The sequence below is a fragment of the Acinetobacter sp. C32I genome (assembly GCF_023702715.1).
Lineage (GTDB): Bacteria > Pseudomonadota > Gammaproteobacteria > Pseudomonadales > Moraxellaceae > Acinetobacter.
Map to the genome: position 1 here is coordinate 2,620,930 of NZ_CP098480.1, position 18,222 is coordinate 2,639,151.

The 18,222-nt window shown below is 40.1% G+C and carries 19 protein-coding genes; 8 read left to right on the top strand and 11 right to left on the bottom strand.

Annotated features, from left to right (window positions below; genetic code table 11):
- Window positions 1–39: 39 nt before the first annotated feature.
- From NDN13_RS12530 to NDN13_RS12540, 3 genes are all read right to left on the bottom strand, one after another.
- Window positions 40–831, bottom strand: a complete 792-nt coding sequence (locus tag NDN13_RS12530; RefSeq protein ID WP_251115682.1) for a TIGR03915 family putative DNA repair protein — start codon at window positions 829–831, stop codon at window positions 40–42.
- Between the two features lie 2 nt (window positions 832–833).
- Window positions 834–2,096 (bottom strand): putative DNA modification/repair radical SAM protein, encoded by a 1,263-nt coding sequence (locus tag NDN13_RS12535; protein ID WP_251115683.1) that lies wholly within the window; start codon window positions 2,094–2,096, stop codon window positions 834–836.
- Between the two features lie 214 nt (window positions 2,097–2,310).
- On the bottom strand, window positions 2,311–3,105 hold the full coding sequence (locus NDN13_RS12540; protein WP_251115684.1) for a tetratricopeptide repeat protein: 795 nt from the start codon (window positions 3,103–3,105) through the stop codon (window positions 2,311–2,313).
- A gap of 719 nt (window positions 3,106–3,824) precedes the next feature.
- On the opposite strand from NDN13_RS12540, the gene glyQ reads away from it, so the two are divergent.
- Both glyQ and glyS read left to right on the top strand, forming a co-directional pair.
- On the top strand, window positions 3,825–4,814 hold the full coding sequence (gene glyQ / locus NDN13_RS12545) for a glycine--tRNA ligase subunit alpha (RefSeq protein ID WP_004775941.1): 990 nt from the start codon (window positions 3,825–3,827) through the stop codon (window positions 4,812–4,814).
- A complete protein-coding gene (gene glyS / locus NDN13_RS12550) occupies window positions 4,814–6,883 on the top strand; it encodes a glycine--tRNA ligase subunit beta (RefSeq protein WP_251115685.1) in 2,070 nt (689 codons plus the stop codon). The genes glyQ and glyS overlap by 1 nt, the downstream gene beginning before the upstream one ends.
- Window positions 6,884–7,092: 209 nt before the next feature.
- Here the strand turns inward: glyS and NDN13_RS12555 are convergent, their stop codons facing one another.
- The 3 genes from NDN13_RS12555 to NDN13_RS12565 form a co-directional block, all read right to left on the bottom strand.
- Complete coding sequence (locus tag NDN13_RS12555) at window positions 7,093–7,440, bottom strand: hypothetical protein (RefSeq protein WP_251115686.1); 348 nt, start codon at window positions 7,438–7,440, stop codon at window positions 7,093–7,095.
- 174 nt (window positions 7,441–7,614) lie between these two features.
- Window positions 7,615–8,148, bottom strand: a complete 534-nt coding sequence (locus NDN13_RS12560; RefSeq protein ID WP_251115687.1) for a hypothetical protein — start codon at window positions 8,146–8,148, stop codon at window positions 7,615–7,617.
- A gap of 136 nt (window positions 8,149–8,284) precedes the next feature.
- Window positions 8,285–8,980 (bottom strand): hypothetical protein, encoded by a 696-nt coding sequence (locus NDN13_RS12565; protein ID WP_251115688.1) that lies wholly within the window; start codon window positions 8,978–8,980, stop codon window positions 8,285–8,287.
- A 365-nt stretch (window positions 8,981–9,345) separates the two neighbouring features.
- On the opposite strand from NDN13_RS12565, the gene NDN13_RS12570 reads away from it, so the two are divergent.
- Together NDN13_RS12570 and NDN13_RS12575 are read left to right on the top strand one after the other, a co-directional pair.
- Window positions 9,346–9,768: a hypothetical protein gene (locus tag NDN13_RS12570; protein WP_251115689.1), complete on the top strand. Its 423-nt coding sequence runs from the start codon at window positions 9,346–9,348 to the stop codon at window positions 9,766–9,768.
- A 209-nt stretch (window positions 9,769–9,977) separates the two neighbouring features.
- Window positions 9,978–10,388 (top strand): hypothetical protein, encoded by a 411-nt coding sequence (locus NDN13_RS12575; protein WP_251115690.1) that lies wholly within the window; start codon window positions 9,978–9,980, stop codon window positions 10,386–10,388.
- Window positions 10,389–10,481: 93 nt separating this feature from the next.
- Here NDN13_RS12575 and NDN13_RS12580 read toward each other — a convergent pair whose 3' ends face one another.
- Window positions 10,482–11,837, bottom strand: a complete 1,356-nt coding sequence (locus tag NDN13_RS12580) for a S8 family serine peptidase (protein WP_251115691.1) — start codon at window positions 11,835–11,837, stop codon at window positions 10,482–10,484.
- Between the two features lie 76 nt (window positions 11,838–11,913).
- Window positions 11,914–12,225, bottom strand: coding sequence for a hypothetical protein (locus NDN13_RS12585; protein WP_251115692.1), 312 nt, complete (start codon window positions 12,223–12,225; stop codon window positions 11,914–11,916).
- Window positions 12,226–12,842: 617 nt separating this feature from the next.
- On the opposite strand from NDN13_RS12585, the gene NDN13_RS12590 reads away from it, so the two are divergent.
- Complete coding sequence (locus NDN13_RS12590) at window positions 12,843–13,457, top strand: hypothetical protein (RefSeq protein WP_251115693.1); 615 nt, start codon at window positions 12,843–12,845, stop codon at window positions 13,455–13,457.
- A 66-nt stretch (window positions 13,458–13,523) separates the two neighbouring features.
- Here the strand turns inward: NDN13_RS12590 and NDN13_RS12595 are convergent, their stop codons facing one another.
- Window positions 13,524–14,795 carry a hypothetical protein gene (locus NDN13_RS12595; protein WP_251115694.1) on the bottom strand — a complete coding sequence of 424 codons (1,272 nt, stop codon included), beginning with the start codon at window positions 14,793–14,795 and terminating at the stop codon, window positions 13,524–13,526.
- A gap of 121 nt (window positions 14,796–14,916) precedes the next feature.
- Between NDN13_RS12595 and NDN13_RS12600 the strand changes: the two genes are divergently transcribed.
- Both NDN13_RS12600 and NDN13_RS12605 read left to right on the top strand, forming a co-directional pair.
- On the top strand, window positions 14,917–15,696 hold the full coding sequence (locus tag NDN13_RS12600) for a class I SAM-dependent methyltransferase (RefSeq protein WP_251115695.1): 780 nt from the start codon (window positions 14,917–14,919) through the stop codon (window positions 15,694–15,696).
- 19 nt (window positions 15,697–15,715) lie between these two features.
- Window positions 15,716–16,279, top strand: a complete 564-nt coding sequence (locus NDN13_RS12605; RefSeq protein ID WP_251115696.1) for a hypothetical protein — start codon at window positions 15,716–15,718, stop codon at window positions 16,277–16,279.
- A 51-nt stretch (window positions 16,280–16,330) separates the two neighbouring features.
- Here the strand turns inward: NDN13_RS12605 and NDN13_RS12610 are convergent, their stop codons facing one another.
- The gene (locus tag NDN13_RS12610; RefSeq protein WP_016542781.1) at window positions 16,331–16,894 is read right to left on the bottom strand and encodes a hypothetical protein; all 564 of its coding nucleotides are present in this window, start codon (window positions 16,892–16,894) and stop codon (window positions 16,331–16,333) included.
- Window positions 16,895–17,055: 161 nt separating this feature from the next.
- On the opposite strand from NDN13_RS12610, the gene NDN13_RS12615 reads away from it, so the two are divergent.
- Window positions 17,056–17,691, top strand: coding sequence for a class I SAM-dependent methyltransferase (locus NDN13_RS12615; RefSeq protein ID WP_251115697.1), 636 nt, complete (start codon window positions 17,056–17,058; stop codon window positions 17,689–17,691).
- Here the strand turns inward: NDN13_RS12615 and NDN13_RS12620 are convergent.
- On the bottom strand, window positions 17,685–18,155 hold the full coding sequence (locus tag NDN13_RS12620) for a Holliday junction resolvase-like protein (RefSeq protein WP_251115698.1): 471 nt from the start codon (window positions 18,153–18,155) through the stop codon (window positions 17,685–17,687). The genes NDN13_RS12615 and NDN13_RS12620 overlap by 7 nt on opposite strands.
- Between the last annotated feature and the right edge of the window lie 67 nt (window positions 18,156–18,222).

Sequence of the window (18,222 nt, forward strand, 5' to 3'; positions counted from 1 at the left end):
TTCGGCGCTTTTTTATATTTTAAATCGATACGTCGCTACTCAAATCAATTTTTCATTCAGATAACGCCAATAACGTTTCGGCAGATATTGCACATGTAATTTGATATTTTGACGGGCTTTAATATTGATACTATTAAAATAATCTTTCCAAAGCTGATCGTATAAAACTTCCTGCTCATCAAGCTGCAACTGGAAGCTTTGGCTGCTGCCATTGTGAATATTGCGATCGATCTCATTTGCATCCATACAAATCTCATAGACATCATGTAAATCATAATAAAGTCCATAATTGCGTTGTTCATCATAAATCAACCAACGTTGATCCTGATAACGGCGCCTAAAATGCGATTGAATCAAAGGTAATACATTAAAATCAGGACGAACTAAACTTAAAAATAGCCCATCTGTGGTTTTCTTAAACCGTACAAACGCTTCCATCCGATGCTTTTCACGGCCTACTTTTTTGGTCCATTGAGAAATGGCCAACACACTCGGATGTAAATAATCTTTTTCTATAGAATGCTGCTGTTGAAAGACATAAATACAGTAATTAAATACATGCTGGTAGGCATCTAGTGACTCCGACAAAGACGCAAAATAAATCTGCTTTAATGCTGCTTTAGACAGTTTTTGTTGTAAAGCAGACCAAACCCGCTGTGCATGCTGTTCATGACTCGGAACCTCAATGACTTCAGAAAACAAGCCATGTTGTGCGCCATCCAATAAACCAAGCTGAACCTGAAACTCTTTAAACTGAAAGGCACGAAATACACAACTTAGTAAACCTGTCATGGAACCATCAAAATAATAGCTCAGTTGCTCATTCGACATTGTTAAAACCCTAAACTCAACTGAGCTGAAAGCTGCTTGATATATTTGGATGAGCCTTGGGTTAAAATCTGCTGACGAATAAAACTAGAAGATAATTCCTTCTGAAAACGCGGACTGTCTTCACAACGAATAAAATACTGCGCGCGTGAATAGGCCACACCTAACTGCTTTAATAAATCGATATGAATTTTGCCAAAACGACGCGCCTGTACAATTTTCTTGGCAGATTTCACCCCAATACCCGGCACGCGTAAAATCATAAGGTAATCAGCACGATTTAAATCGACTGGAAAATGCTCTGGATGCCGCAATGCCCAACTGAGTTTCGGGTCAACATCCAAATCTAGATGCGGGAAACGCTCATCCACAATTTCATTGACCTGAAAACCATAAAAACGCATCAGCCAATCACTCTGATAAAGCCGATTTTCTCGTAGCAACGGTGGTGCAGAGCCGACCACAGGTAGATAATTATTCTCGGTATTAATCGGGATATAGCCTGAGAAATAGATCCGTTTTAATTTAAATTCTTTGTAATGTCGATCTGCCATAAACAGCACATCCTGATCCGTTTCCTGATGTGCGCCAACCACCATCTGCGTAGTCTGCCCTGCGGGAACATATTTCGGCACATGCTTGATAATCTGACGTTCATCTTTCAATTGAATCAAGCGATCTCGAACCAGCCCTAAATCTTTTTGTACTTCTTGATGTGATTTTTCAGGTGCAAAGGCTTTTAAACCGACTTCGGTTGGCATTTCCAGATTAATACTCATGCGATCGGCATACAGACCCGCTTCATGAATCAATTCAGGTGAAGCCCCCGGAATAGTTTTAAGATGAATATAGCCATTAAAATTTTCTTCTAGGCGTAGTTTCTTCACCACCTGCAACATACGCTCCATGGTGTGGTCGGCTGACTTGAAAATCCCAGAACTGAGAAATAGCCCTTCGATATAATTACGTCGATAGAAATTAATGGTCAGGTCAACCACTTCCTGTACCGTAAATGCAGCCCGTTTCACATCGTTGGAACGGCGCGACACACAATAGGCACAATCAAAAATACAGACATTGCTAAACAGGATTTTCAGCAAGGAAACACAACGTCCATCTTCGGTATAGCTATGACAAATCCCTGCCCGACTGGCATCACCTAGACCTTTGTCTTTATTTTTACGGTCACTGCCACTAGAGGAACAGGACACATCATATTTGGCAGCGTCCGCTAAAATTTGCAGCTTTTCACGAATGCGATCAGACATTTCAAACGACCTGAGGAGAACAGAGAATATCGTTTAAAAATTAACATTTCAAAGTTGTGAAATTAAGAGCATGTGAGATGCAATACGTCATGAGGTGACGCTTAAATAAAGAATGTATAAAAATTTAATAACTATCAAAAAATTAAGAGTTTAAAATAATATAGGTGTAAATATGTGTAACTTAAAATCATATTCATACCTATTTTCACATTCACTAGAATCTGCTTTTATCCTTACAAGTATTTGGATAAGTCTCTTTTCTCTTAAGGTCAAAATCAAAAACAGGCTGAATCGGTATTTCCTCAGTACGGTAATAACACATTTCTCGCCATTTCATTGCTTCTTCTTTATTTTCTGGCAAACCATTGAGTCCAGAATAATAATTTTGAAACATATTCTCCTGACCATTTGCATAACCCATATTAGCAGCTTTTATGTACCATTCTGTTGAAACCTTACCATTTTTCTCTACCCCTAAACCTTGCTGATAAAGTACTCCAATATTATTCATTCCGGCTGGATTACCCTGCTCAGCAGCTTTTGTATACCAATACATTGCTTTTTTATAATCTGTATCTACACCATAACCTAGATGAAAAAATGTGCCTAACCTGAACTGAGCATCAGCATTGCCTGCTTGCGCAGCCCCTTCAGATAGTTTGAACATCTTAACTACAAAAGTACTTAAGTCTTCTTTCCGATAATAAAGCGTAGTCAAATTCAATTTAGCTAAAGCACTCCCTTGTTCAGCCGCTTGTTGAAAGAGCTTTTCAATTTCTAAGGCTTTTTTTGCTTTTGTCGCTTCGTCGTAATTTCTATCTCGGATATGATCATTCATATTCTTATAATAGACTAAGGCTGCATAATCATTTAATTCATCGGCACTTAAATCTTTAAAGTGGTAATCATAAGAGGCTGAAAGGTAAGTCCAATTATGTTTTAAATAGTTAAAACCCAAAAACCCTAAAAATAATATAAAAACACCAAGATAATACTTTTTTAAATTCATTTCAGAACAATCTAATTTATACCAGTACACACCATCCTAACAAAATTTCATAGAAGCCTAAATACAAAATATAATCGTTATATTTTAAATACCAATAGACATGAACAGCAGATCATCTTAAAATTTTTAAAACCCTGAAAATACTTTATTTATGATGAGCACAACAACGACAAATATCAACTATCAACCAAAAACCTCTCTTATTATTACCCCCCTTATTCCGATTAGTCTGCTGATCCTATTTTCGTTATTTACAGGAAAATTCGGACTTGATCTTCTTTATATTGTGGGTCTATTTACTGGTATTTACTACATACTTTTATTCCCATTATTGCTTCGGATTTGCCAAATACTGATTGCCAAAAATTGTTTTATCTTTCCAGTGATGTGGTTCGGCGCACATGTATCGTTTAGCCTAATTTATTTCTTTCTTGCAATCTTTGAAAATATTTCCCATAACCAACCAATATTCGAATACGTTTTTTCCACTGTTGGACGTACATTTGCATCGACCTCTACACTGACAATCAGTTTTATTCTTAGCCTGATTTTTTGGTCTTTCGCCTCATTCCAACCAAAATTAAAAGCCAAACGTGCCAGAGAATCTCAAACAAATACGCTCCAATAATTTTTTACAGGTATAGGAACAAGCCTTTGCCACTCCTCCCCAAAATCCTTATACTTAACCACAATTTTTGTTTGATTCCAGTGGATGCACCATGAGTCGTGCTATATCGCATATTGATACATTTCAGGGCTTAATTCTTGCCCTACAAAACTATTGGGCGGAGCAAGGCTGCGTCGTATTACAACCATATGATATGGAAATGGGTGCAGGTACTTTCCACACTGCGACCTTCTTACGTGCATTGGGGCCAGAAACTTGGAACGCGGCTTATGTTCAACCATCACGCCGTCCGAAAGACGGTCGTTATGGTGAAAACCCGAACCGTTTACAACACTACTATCAGTTCCAAGTGGTACTTAAACCAAATCCAGACAATATCCAGCAGCTTTATCTCGATTCATTAAAAGCAATCGGGATTGATACCCTAACTCACGACATTCGTTTCGTAGAAGACAACTGGGAATCTCCAACCCTTGGTGCATGGGGCTTAGGTTGGGAAGTTTGGTTAAATGGCATGGAAGTGACTCAGTTCACTTACTTCCAGCAAGTCGGTGGTATTGAATGTTACCCAGTCACAGGTGAAATCACTTACGGCTTAGAACGTCTGGCGATGTACCTTCAAGGTGTAGACTCAGTTTACGATCTGGTTTGGACCAAAGGTCAATTCGGTACAGTAACTTACGGTGATGTATTCCATCAAAACGAAGTTGAGCAATCAACCTATAACTTCGAATATGCACCAGTCGATAAAATGTTTGAATTATTCGACTTCTATGAAGCCGAAGCATCTCGTTTAATAGAAGCTGAATTGCCACTTCCAGCCTACGAACAAGTGATCAAAGCATCACATTGCTTTAACTTGCTTGATGCACGTGGTGCGATTTCTGTGACTGAACGTCAACGTTATATTTTACGTGTCCGTACTTTGGCGCGTTCAATTGCACAAAGTTATGTGGCGGCCCGCGCGAAACTTGGTTTCCCAATGGCAGAACCACATTTGCGTGATGAAGTATTGGCTCAACTTAAAGCACAGGTTGAAGCAGAAGCAGCCCAAGCTGAAAAAGCGAAGGAGAATAAATAATGACAAAGCATACTGTTTTATTCGAACTTGGCTGTGAAGAACTTCCACCAAAAAGCTTAAAAACATTGCGTGATGCACTCAAAGCAGAAACCGAAAAAGGCCTAAAAGATGCAGGCTTAAACTTCGCTGCGATCGAAGCCTATGCTGCACCACGCCGTTTAGCATTGAAAATTGTTGATATTGATGCTGCTCAAGCGGACACACAAAAACGTTTTGATGGCCCTGCTGTACAAGCGGCTTATGATGCTGAAGGCAAACCGACCAAAGCACTTGAAGGCTTTATGCGCGGTCAAGGCATCACGGTTGACCAACTTTCGACGTTCCAAGCAGGTAAAGTTGAAAAAGTTTGCTTCTTGAAAGATGTCAAAGGTCAAAGTCTTGACGTTTTACTGCCACAAATTTTACAAACTGCATTGGATAACTTGCCAATCGCAAAACGTATGCGTTCAGCGGCAAGCCGTACTGAATTCGTACGTCCAGTAAAATGGGTGGTATTGCTGAAAGATGATCAAGTGGTTGAAGCAACCATTCAAGATCATAAAGCAGGTAACGTGACCTATGGTCATCGTTTCCATGCACCTGAAGCCGTGACTTTGGCGCATGCAAATGACTACTTGGCAACTTTAGAACAAGCATATGTAGTTGCGAATTTCGAAAAGCGTCAAGCGACCATTCAAGCACAAGTCAAAACATTGGCAGATGAAGTCAATGCGACTGCAATTGTGCCAGCAGACTTGCTTGATGAAGTCACTAGCTTGGTTGAATGGCCTGTCGCTTTACGTGCAACCTTTGAAGAGCGTTATTTGGCTGTTCCTCAAGAAGCGTTGATTACCACCATGCAGGATAACCAGAAGTATTTCTGCTTAATCAATGCAGAAGGTAAATTGCAGCCTTACTTCATTACCATTTCAAATATTGAGTCGAAAGATCCGATTCAAATTATTGAAGGGAATGAGAAAGTTGTACGCCCACGTTTGTCTGATGCGGAATTCTTCTTCTTACAAGACCAAAAGCAACCGCTTGCGTCGCGTAAAGAAAAATTAGCCAACATGGTATTCCAAGCGCAATTGGGCACACTTTGGGATAAATCAGAACGTATTGCTAAATTAGCTGTGGCATTGTCTCCAATTACGGGGGCAAATGTTGCTGATGCTGAGAAAGCTGCGTTACTTGCGAAATGTGACTTAACCTCTGAACTTGTGGGTGAATTCCCAGAACTTCAAGGGATTGCAGGCACGTACTATGCGCGCCTTGAAGGTGAAAATAACGAAGTTGCCGAAGCTTTGGGTGAACAGTATTTACCTAAGTTTGCTGGTGATGTATTACCGCAAACCAAGACGGGTACAACGATTGCCCTTGCGGATCGTTTAGACACATTGGTCGGTATCTTCGGTATTGGTCAAGCACCAACAGGTTCTAAAGACCCATTTGCATTACGTCGTTCTGCAATCGGTATCTTGCGTTTAATCATCGAAAATGAACTTGATGTGACGATTGAAGAACTAGTTAACTTTGCATTGCAAGGTTATGGCGACATCATTAAAGATCACGATAAAACCCGTGCTGATGCAGTGGCATTCCTTGAAGGTCGTTACCGTGCCAAGTATGAAGACCAAGGTGTAGCGGTTGATGTGATTCAAGCGGTTCAAGCACTTGCACCAAAATCTCCACTTGATTTTGACAAACGTGTGACTGCGGTCAATCATTTCCGTACCTTACCAGAAGCGGCTGCATTGGCTGCGGCAAATAAACGTGTTGCCAATATTCTTGCTAAAGAAGCGACACCTGAAGGTGCTGTGGTTGAAGCCAATCTGGTTGAAGCAGCTGAGAAAGCACTTTATGCAGAATTGTCTGCCCTCTCTCCAGTAGTTCAGCCTTTACTTGCTGCGCGTAATTATACCGAAGCATTGTCTAAGCTTGCTGCGCTTCGTGCACCAATCGACGCCTTCTTTGAAGGTGTAATGGTCATGGCAGATGATGCAGAATTAAAAGCCAACCGTTTACGTTTATTGGCTCAGTTGCGTGATTTATTCACAGCGATTGCAGATGTAAGTGTATTACAGGGTTAAGTATTTATAATCCTTGAGCTTTCAAATAAACCCCACTATATATTTAGTGGGGTTTATTTTATCAGGTAATCATCAGCCAAATTTTAATTCAAATTGCCATTCTGTGATTCATCTGAATTATATTACTGATACTTAGCGTTGGCATTCAGCCTCCTCTCGGCTTGAACGATTTGCTAGGTGACTGGACATTGTACTTGTTAAAGTGCGAGTTAAGATTTTTGAAGGAAGTATTTTGCCTTTTGTTGACCACCAACAATTAATTTAAAAATAAGAGAATTACCTTCAAAATTAAATGATACAGACAAGTTTTCGTCACTTTCTGTAAACAAAATCTCTTGACGGGAGCTAGCTTCTTCTAAAGCATGAGGCCAACTAAAAGTAAGAATATTCGGAAGCCCCATACTTAAATGCAGCTCTAAATTTTTACCTGCCACACCAATTAAACCATATATTTGGCTAAGACTAGAGATTCCTTTGGTATTTATAACGAAGTTATATCCATTCTTTCTAAGCTCTAGCTCAAACTCGCCCTCAACCGTTTTATAGATACCAGTCATTTTATTTAGAAAATCTATTATTGGATATCTCGTTATCATTTTCAGAAGCCTAACTAAAAAATTAACAGGCAATGGCCCACAACAAAATTGTAATTTCAAGGTTGCCAAAATTATTAAAAAATTGCCCCATAAGTGGTTGGGGCATTATCCTTGTTGAGTGCCAAGTTGGTGTGTTTACTTCGACACAAGATCACTTCTCAGCAAGATAACAACAATGGCTTTCTGATCTACATCCCAAACGACTAGGTTTTTACCATTATTGTAAAAGCATTTATAATTCATCATGTCGCCATATGCTTGCGTAATTTCCATCTTTTCTGGCTTTCCAAATTCTTCTTCAAATTGCTCAAAGTTTTTAATGTAACTATAGTAATCTTTATGTGCGCCATAGATTGAAAACTCACGAATTTTTCCATTTTTTACTACAAAACTAATTTTTTCATAAAAATGAAAAACACCACCTTCTTGAACTACATTATTTATTACTTCAGCTTTCGATAACTCATTTTCGTTTTCATCATAATATCGACTGCCTTCTGCTTTAGACCAAGAAGAGCCTTTCACAATTGGAGCTAATGTAATATCAGTAATCTTTTCGAATGGGAATTCATTTACATCACTTCCATATTTCACGCCAGCCAAAGAAAGGTTATCTAACTCAAGTGAGCTACTCTTCAATATTTCAAAATTTTCTAGTATTTCGATCATGCTTTACTCATGCCCAACTACCCGCGTAAGGCGCAAGCACCCATAACAAAATTAAAAACTGAGAGTACATCAGAAGCATAAAAAATAACACAATAATTGGCTGGGTGCTTGTCGCACTTGACGCAAAAGTTATGCACTACCATTCTTTTGGAGGCTGAGCCAACCCCAAGCCACCTTTATGTGTCTCAGTTATATAATTAACAGCACCTGTCGGTAATTGCTGCAAACACTCCTTAGAGCACGTATGTACTAATAGGGGTAAAACATCTGTAGCCACCTTCAAAGAAATCCATACTTGATTCAATTCGCGATCCGATGTTTCACATCGACAAATACTACATTTTGCACGCTCACGATATAAATCAACAGGATTTCCCCTAAGAGAAGGAAATGGTGTTCGAAACTTATAATTACCGTATAACGCACGCGTGCTAACAGTACTAGCCTTCAAATTTTTACAATACGTAATTTCAAATGGAAACCAATGTAATTTATATGATGTGTATGGTGTAAATTCAGCTAATGACTCCATGTCTCCAATTTCTGGCGGTAGCCAAGTGAGATTGCTGCCATAAAGTAACAAATGCTTTACGTTTTTAAGTTTAGAAATTTCAGATGGTAGCGTCGAAATTTTCTGCCATGCATTAACTCCCAAATCTTTGGCAGGCGCAAAAACTTCGCGCTGATCATTTGCCGCCTCATCAATGAGGCATAAAAGATCACGCCACTCAGCAGTAGTGCGGTCTTGGGTATCTGGGTGAACCTTTAACTCTGATCGCCATTTTTTATTTGAATAGCATGGCTCAAAACAGTTGCATATTTCACTTGCCATAAAAAAGCCTTAACTCTCGCCATGCATAACTACGCTTATGCGGCAGAAGTGACACATAATATCCCAACCTCGGCTTCATAACATACCTATTGTGATGAAAAATAGAACGGGGAAATATTGATTTTGCTGAATTAAAACTATCATGGGGAAAACAAGGCGTCAACGATCATAAAATGTCAGATTAATATCCCAATCTTCTTGATTTGATGAAGCAGCGAATACGCTACAAACATATGTACTATCGAACTGAACAGACATAATTTTTACGTACCGTATCAATTTCATCTCATCCCCACTCTTTTCTTCAATCCAACGATAAGATATAAAATCTCGATTGCGACACTATCGCGGAAAGGACAGACAAGATGATGAATAAAGTACAACTATTATGTGTTACGACTGCACTGATTGCATCGTCTTCGCTCTGGGCAGCGGACACAACTAGCACCACAAACAATGCTTCTAATGCTGTGCCTGAAAAAGCCATGCCCTATGGTGACAATCCAAGCCTAGGTCGTATCTTGTTATATAAAACAGGTAAAGGCATGCAGAATTTGGGCGACTCAATCCAAGGTGCATCTGATAACACCTCACAAAAGATCAGTGAAAGATGGCAAGACACCAAGAAATATACAGAAGAACAATCTGAAGTTGTTCAAGCACAAACTGAAAAAGCCAAACAATACACAGCCAAGAAATGGCAAGACACCAAAGATGCTGTGGTGGGTACCAATGAAGGCAATGTCCCGATCGAACGAGCTGAACTGAGTCAGTCTTCAAAAAATTAAACCCAAAAACCTCTACACCGTAGAGGTTTTTTATTTCTTCAAAACATCTAGCCTGATCATCTGAAATATCATTTTCTAAAGACTGCGCTGTTATAGTGATTTGAAAAATAGACTTTAAATTTACAGTGTCCGCTCAAAACATTCATTGAACTTCACCGATTTTGCCGACAGACTAAATCGCATAAATTCATCGGACTGGAATTTTGCACATGACGCAACGCACTTTCAAAATAATTTTTCTTTCCTGTATCAGTACAATCAGTTTTACTGCTTGCTCAGCGCTCTCAACACAGAACAATGGCACACAAACATTACAGCAAGTGAAGAATATTGGGGCCACACCATCCACAGAAGGGAATATTGCAAAACTAAGCAAACAAGAGCAACACTGCAACATCGAATTTACGGGATATTTTGATGGCGGTCAGGCGGTTGAACATTGGCGCTTTAACCAAAATGGTTTAATTTCAGCAAGCTCGACCACTCAACACTATCAAGATAAAACGCTTGCTCAACCAACAACCGCAACCGCCTTTGATGTGCAAGATGCAACTGTTCAAGCCAATTTTCACAAACTACAAAGTAACTTTAGTGCGGATAAGCTAGCACAGTGTCATTAAACACATAAAAAAACTCGTTGCATCTATCGCTAGCTGCAACGAGTCATGGCTTTTAAACTATTTTTGGATCGATCTTTAAACTATAAAATCATCTTAATTCGAACTGAGTCCGCTGGTTGCAGCCAGTAAATCAATACGTGGGAATACCAAACCAGTTCGCGTATCAGTAATCGGTTTACCTGTCACTCTTAAACGATTTACGGTTTGGTCAATGCTCTCTGATGGTGTCACGCCATTGGCACGTAATAACGCAATTGCCCCTGCTACATGGGGTGCTGCTTGTGAAGTTCCACCTTGAGTTTCACCACCTGCAGTAATCATTGCCCCTGGCGCCAATAGAGTCAGCAAGGAGCCACCATTACTAAAGCAAGTCACTTTATCCGCCGCTGTAGTTGGATCAGAGCATTTCAATGGATTGCCCCAAGACACGCCACCAATATTGCTGTCATACACCGCGCCTACTCGTACTGCACCTTTCACACAGGCTGGTGAAGAAATCCCATCAGCAAATGCATCGTTGCCCGAAGCCACCACAGGCACAACACCTGCTGCACGTGCGTTGGCAAATGCCGTACTGTAACTGCTATTGTTACATTCCGAGGTGTATTTCACTCCAGGCACACCTAAGCTTAGATTAATCGCTTTAATGTTATAAGTTGGTGCATTATTTACCGCCCAGTTAATCCCCGCCAGAATGTCGCTGTCATAGGCTGTACTTGCCCATTGCCCTTGTGATCGGACTTTTCTAAACGCATCAATCCCAATAATTTTGGTTTTAGACGCAACTTTGGCAACAATCCCAGACACATTACTGCCATGCCCATCATCATCCAGAGTATTGTCATCTGGTGCACTATCAAAAGCATAAACCACGCGACAAGTTGAAGCTGGGGTATTGACTGCGGTACAACCAAAGTCAGCATGTTTATAATTCACCCCAGTATCAATCACCACCACACTCGAGCCTTCTCCAGTAAAACCATTTGTAACCGCTTGCGGTTGGTTAATTAAAGGAAGACTTTCCATGGTGGTGGTTACATTTTTACGGTTTGGATAAACACCTTTCACCGTCGGATCATTTAACACTTGCGCTAAGGTTTCACGGTTTTGAATCCGATATAAGCCTAAAGGTAAGCCATTGAACTCACGCAAGGTCTGAAAACCTGCGGCTTTGCTGAATTTACTTTTGAACTGATTTTTACCATCTGCAATCAGGCTACGTTTTTCTCGCCCTAAAGTGGTGCTCGTTGCACTGCTATCATATTCAATCAGTAAATCATTTGAGTCATTGTCGACTAAGGCATCAATATTAATTTTGCCATTCGACACTTTATTTAATGCTGCGGTGCTGAGTCGTTGTTTGAGTTGGACAGCATCGAGTGCTGCAGCAGAGGTTGTGGTGGTATAAAAAGCACACAAGCTTAAAAGTAGTAAGGTTTTATTGTTCACTATTGATCTCCATCGTTCTTGGATAAAGAACGGTTCTTAATATCTGTTTTTCTTGGATAAAAGAAGCCCAGACGATTTAAAGTTTTTTAATTTCATTGGCTGGATCAGTGTCAGGATCAATCGGTTGTATCGAAGGATCACTTTTGGTGTCATAAAATTGGGTATCTTTTTGAGTTGTCTCCAATTTATTCAACATAGTTGAGGTGGTATGTTCAACGGTCTTGGTTTCCTCCTTAGGTAAAAGGGTTGACAGCCCTGCTGAAGGCTCAGAGGTCATTTGATAAATCGCGGTTTCATCGCTTGAAGCGGCGGGCTCTGCTGGTTCAAAATAAAAAACCACCACACCCAGTGCAATCAGTACAAGTAGAAATGCTGCAATCTGTTTCATTCATATTCTCCAGCGCTTTATTTACTGGCCATTACTTGGTTTTCAATTCTTTTTCTATAAATAATGCGAATACAATTTAAGATTCACTTTAAATTTCATCTATATCTTTAAATAAAATACGATTCAAACCGTAAATTGATCTAAAAATAAAATGATGATATTGCTTAATCGTGTACTGCAACAAATGCAGTGAATGCAACAAAGAAGCATCTTGTGAGAAAATAAAATTACCCAAAAAAGTGCAATCATTATTTCACATAGATATACCAAGCAATAAAAATGCCATTTTTTTAATCTTTTTAAAAGCGGTTTAAATCAATTTATATATTCTTAATTTTCATATTCATTTAGATGAAATATAACCAGAAGAGTAGTAATATTATTATCATTACTTTTCTCAAAATTGATTTACTACAATAATTTATACCAATTAAAAACTATACTTTTCACGTGCCTATCAACATAAACAATCTCCACAATTTCTCTCTAGATTGTTTTTCAGCTGTAATCTGGTTGTAACGTTTGATGAAAATCACACATTTCTGTTTTTTTGCTCGCTATGATGCAATTGCGTTAATGAAGTACCCCAATACGGTACATCGCTTAAGGAAATCGCAATGAAAAAAATGATCAAAACAGCTATCGTGACAACTTCTATTCTTGCTTCTGCTTCAGTTTTTGCGCAGAACGTAGGCGCAAATGCCAGTGGCTCAGCTCAAGTCAATGTACAATCAGGTGGCCTACTTAAAGGTGTCACAGGTGCAGTGAAAGGCACAGCACAAGGCGTCGGTCAAGTGGCTCAAGGTGTTGGTCATACTGCACATAATGTCGGTCATACTGCCCTAAATACTGGTGTTGCAGCAACTCAAAAAACCGTAAGCACAGCTACGCATGTAGGTTCACAAGTCGCAAATAAAACCGGTGAAGCTGTAAAAACCACAACCAACTATGCCGTAGACAAAGCTGTTGATGGTAAGGAATTGGCTGCGGATACCACAGCCAATGTAAAACAACGAATTGCAGACAAGAAAGCAGCAACTCAATCTAAGTCTTTAAATTTAGGGGCTGAAACCAATGCTCAAGCACAAGTGAATGGCAAAACTTCAGCGGTGAATGCACAAACTGGCTTAAATGCAGATAAAAAGAGCCTACAAACGGGTGCGAATGTAGGTGTGAAAGTATTAGGCGTGAATGCCAACGTGAATACCAATGCAAAAATTGGTGCTAACTAATTTAAATCATAGCTAAAAAAAGCCCTTTGAATATTCAAAGGGCTTTTTTTATTGCAGTGCAGTCATTCAGCATAATTGCAGTCTGGTCTGTTCATCCGCATTATTTTCAATAAACTGAGTCAAGCCTTGTGGATCACAACTTAAGGTCAGCTGCTTATAACTTAGATGATAAAAATCGGCATAGTGTTTAAACACCAACGGCGATTGATCCAGTGCAAAGGGTTCACCCTCTTTGACCAATTTGTGAATCCCGCGATCATTCATGCTCAACAGATAATATTCATCATTCAATCTGAGTTTCACCAAACTATTGGCCGTCAAGTTTAATGGCAAGAGATAGGTTGGATTGGCCGCAATGATCTCAGCGTTATAGCACTCTAATTTCAAGCTTGCCAAATTAAAGACCAAGAACTGATTCTGCAGATTCACCACATTGGCTGCTTGAGTCTCGGTATGTTGCGCAAAATGCAGATGTACGCCGAGCTTATGTAAATTCTGTTCAGTGCCTTGTTTGAGATTAAACAGCTGCTGTACCAGTTTTTGTTTAAGTACCGCATCAAAATAACGCTCATCTAAAGCAATGTCGTTCTGTTGCAGTATTTTTAATAAAGCTTGATGATGGCGCGGCAACAAAGCATCCAACACATGTCGATAATAGAACTTGCTTTGCTTTTTAACCTCTCGAACCCGCTGATAGAAATAAGTGATCTCAAATGGTTTAACCACAAAATCATTCAGCAACTGGGAACTTGCCAAGACCGAAAGTGCTTCATGTCCAGTAAAAGGCAGATGAATCACATGCATTTTAGGCAATAACGGTTGGATCTTTAAGAAGTGTTCTTTATCTTCTGCATAGTATGGATCATAGACGATGATGTATTCACGCGATGAATCGACTTCATCTGCCTGAATTTGCATATCTTGGTGGATAGACGCATCAAAAAACTCAGCATAACGGCGATCCTGTACCACATCAGGGTCAATGGAATACTGCGGTACAAAAGCCACGATCTTTTGCATATTCAATAAATTTGAATATTTGATTGCAGCATAGCCGCCCATTGAGCCGCCATAGCCGACAATGCCTTTAAATTGCTGCAAAATCGGTTGTATCTGCTGCTGCATCTGCAACATGCTACTTTTTGGAAACCATGATTTTTGCTTCGGCATAATGCCGATCACATTGTATTGATATTTTATTAAGGATTTTTCAGCATTAATTGACATGCCTTTAGCGCGACTAATCAAATCGCCAAACGAAATCACTAAAGTGTCACTTGAACCTTTTAAAAAAATAACGCGAATGTGCTCATCTTCAAATATTATTTGCTTATCCATGCTCACACTGAAAAGTTGATCCTAGGTCTGTAGCAAAAAGTCACCAAATGATGGCTTTGCCAAACCATAATTGCGGAGTATCTTATTTTATAGAGATAAGACAGATTAAAAAGCGCAAAAAATGACACAATCCTTACATCCTGCTGCTCAAAAAGGCTTTAGTTTAGGGGCTGAACTGTACCAACAGGTTCGCCCCAGTTACCCGCAAGAAATAGCGGTTTGGCTGCAAGATCGGCTCCAAATAGATGAAAGTTCCACTGTTGTTGACCTCGGTGCTGGGACTGGCAAATTCTTACCCTACTTGATTCAGACCCAGGCAAAAGTGATCGCGGTCGAGCCTGTCACTGAAATGTTACAGCAGCTTCAACAAGCCTATCCGACAGTCGATTGTCTGCAAGCATTCAGTAGCGAACTGCCATTCTCCGATGCGTCAATTGATGCCATTCTCTGTGCACAATCGTTCCATTGGTTTGCCAATATTGAAACCTTAACAGAAATGCATCGTATACTCAGCCCAACAGGACATCTTGGTTTGATCTGGAATCAGCGCGATACCGCTGTCGATTGGGTCAAAGCCTTGGCTGATGAAATTGCCCCTTTAGAAGGTGATACCCCGCGTTATCATAGTGAATTATGGAAACAGGTCTTTGAAGGACAATCCTTATTTAAACTGGATGGATTAACCACCTTTCAACAGGCGCATCAGGGCACTGTCGAACAAGTGGTGAGTAAACGCTTGCTGTCTACCAGTTTTATCGCTGCGATGCCCTCCGCAGAGCAACAACAGTTAAAAGCAAAGTTTGAACAAATTGTATTTGATTTTACGGGCTTAACTGCGCAAGATCAGATTAGTTTCCCCTATACCACTTTTGCCTACCATTTTCAGAAAATATCCAACTAATTCTTGAACGAGCTCTGCTATGCCTAACCTAAAAACCACATTTGCCATCACCTGTGTACTCAGTTCAGCGCTGATGCTCAGTGCTTGTAATAAGGACAAAGAGCCAGCTGCAACGCAACAACAGCAAAGCAGTGCAAGTAATGATGCAATTGGTCAACTGAATCAAACCCCGATCAAACAATTTCCTGCCACAGCAGATGATGGACATGATATTGCGGTATTGGATGACTATGATCATCGCTTTACCGACATCAGCGATAGTATGGAAATGGAATTGGCCAAGATGAAAGAAGCCAATAGCCTCACCCCTGAATTCGAGCAGCAACGTCAAAAAGATAATGTGAACTCAGCCTTGAAGATGCTCAAAGAACTGGAACTCAAAACTGAGCAGGGTCGCTATATTCAAGGCTTGCTTTATGATTATTGGGAACATCAAGCCCAAGTCTTGGAACACGCCAATACTGCTCAAACCACAGATGCAAATCAGCAAGTCAATCAGCTGAATGAATATCTACATGCACAAAGCCAGTTGCATCATTGGAGAAATGCGCAAACAGCGGAAAGCAAAATGCAAGCTGAGTAGCGGAAATAAATAAAAAGGGGCTGATGCCCCTTTTTCATTGCAAATTTATTGTTAAATATTCTGTTTCTCAATCCAGTGAATGGAACTCACACGAAATAACTCACAGGCACCATCACCCACTCCACCTGGAGTTAAAGACGATTTCCACACCAAGTCCTTATCTCGGATCTCGACCAACTCACCTTTGAGTTGAACCAAGTCACCACGTTTCACTTGCTTGATTTGTTTGGCAATCTCAGGATTGGCAGGAATAATATGCATATTGGACACCAGTTTGATCGCTTGATCGGGTGGCACAGGCAGTGTATTCATTTTCCAATTCAAATAACGATCATATTGACGCACATCAATCGTTCGGGCGATTGCAGGATCAGTAAATGCTCCCAAACTCACCGCATAGTCGATCGGAGAGAATTTGGCTTGCTCATCGTCATGATAGACTTTTGAACCGAGAATACGGAAATTACCATCAAAAGGTTTTAATACCGAAATCGATTGATATTCCACAACAGGTGCTAAGCCATTGGCAATGTTATATTCTGCCTGACCGGTTGATGCATGTGTTTGCCCAATTGCAGCCACCATGCATAAACTCATCCATAGACGTTTTTTCATGGCTCGATTATCCTCGAAAATATTAGAAAAGCCTTTCTCTTGATAGTATGCTGAGATGGTGAAAAAAAGTGCTTTTTTTGGTAACAGTCAAACTCACTTTAGTCATATTTTTGTGCTGTTAGTAAACTATCCTCTTTATTAAAACCGACGAATGGATCTCTATGATTTACCAATTTTACCAACGTCATATCTTTCCTCATTTACTGAATCAGGTCATGCAAACCGCCAGCTTGATGGACCGACGTCGTGAATTATTGCTACCACTCGAAGGTGAAGTACTCGAAATTGGTTTTGGTACAGGGCTGAATATTCCCTTTTATGGCAATGTCGATTCACTCTATGCCTTAGAGCCCAATCCTGATATTTATCAATTGGCCGTTGAACGGGTACAGCATGCACCTTTCTTTATTAAGCATGTACAATCCAGTGCAGAGAAATTACCTTTCGCAGACGCATCTTTAGATCATATTGTGTCGACATGGACACTGTGTAGCATTGCTGATCTTGAACAAGCCTTAGCCGAAATACATCGGGTACTCAAACCAACAGGGACCTTCCATTTGGTTGAACATGTCAAACATCCAAACTCGGCAAAAATACAGTCCTTGCAGACATTATTAACTCCGATTCAGAAACGTATTGCTGATGGTTGTCATCTAAATCGAGACATTGAACGCCAACTCTTGCAAGCCAAATTTAAATTCATCGAAAAAGAATATTTTGATGCAGAAGGTATTCCTGCCGTCGCACAAACAATGCTGTTGGCGCGTGTACAAAAATTAGAAACACCTCATTGATCTTCAAAATCAATGCGCAAGGTTTCAAATCGGATACTCCCTTCTGCAACCGCTTGAGCAATCGCCTGCTGTCCTTTGCTTAAGCGTGCACCACCACTTTTAATATCCAATAAAATCACTTCAATATCTTCGGCTGTGCCATCCCCATCTCGAAAATCGGTATAACCATCAAAAATAACGTAGTCGACCGGATCACCTAAAAACTTGGCATCACTGGGTAAATAACGAAACTCTGGTAGGATCGGTGCAAACTGCTCCGCCATTTTGCCTTTCAATACCGCACGGCTGGTATTGACACTGCGCTTCTGCGCATCAAGCAAAGCCTGCTTATGTTCTAACTCTAGTTCAGCGATATATTTTTCATACTCAGCCTGAATCCGACCATTACGGGTACTGGATAAAATAATCGTGGTGATCACGACACCAATACAACCACCAATCAGCATCGCCAACCAAACCGACATAGCAACTTTCCTATTCTTGAATGCAGCTATTTAACTGCAACATGAAACTTTTGTCATGTGTAACACA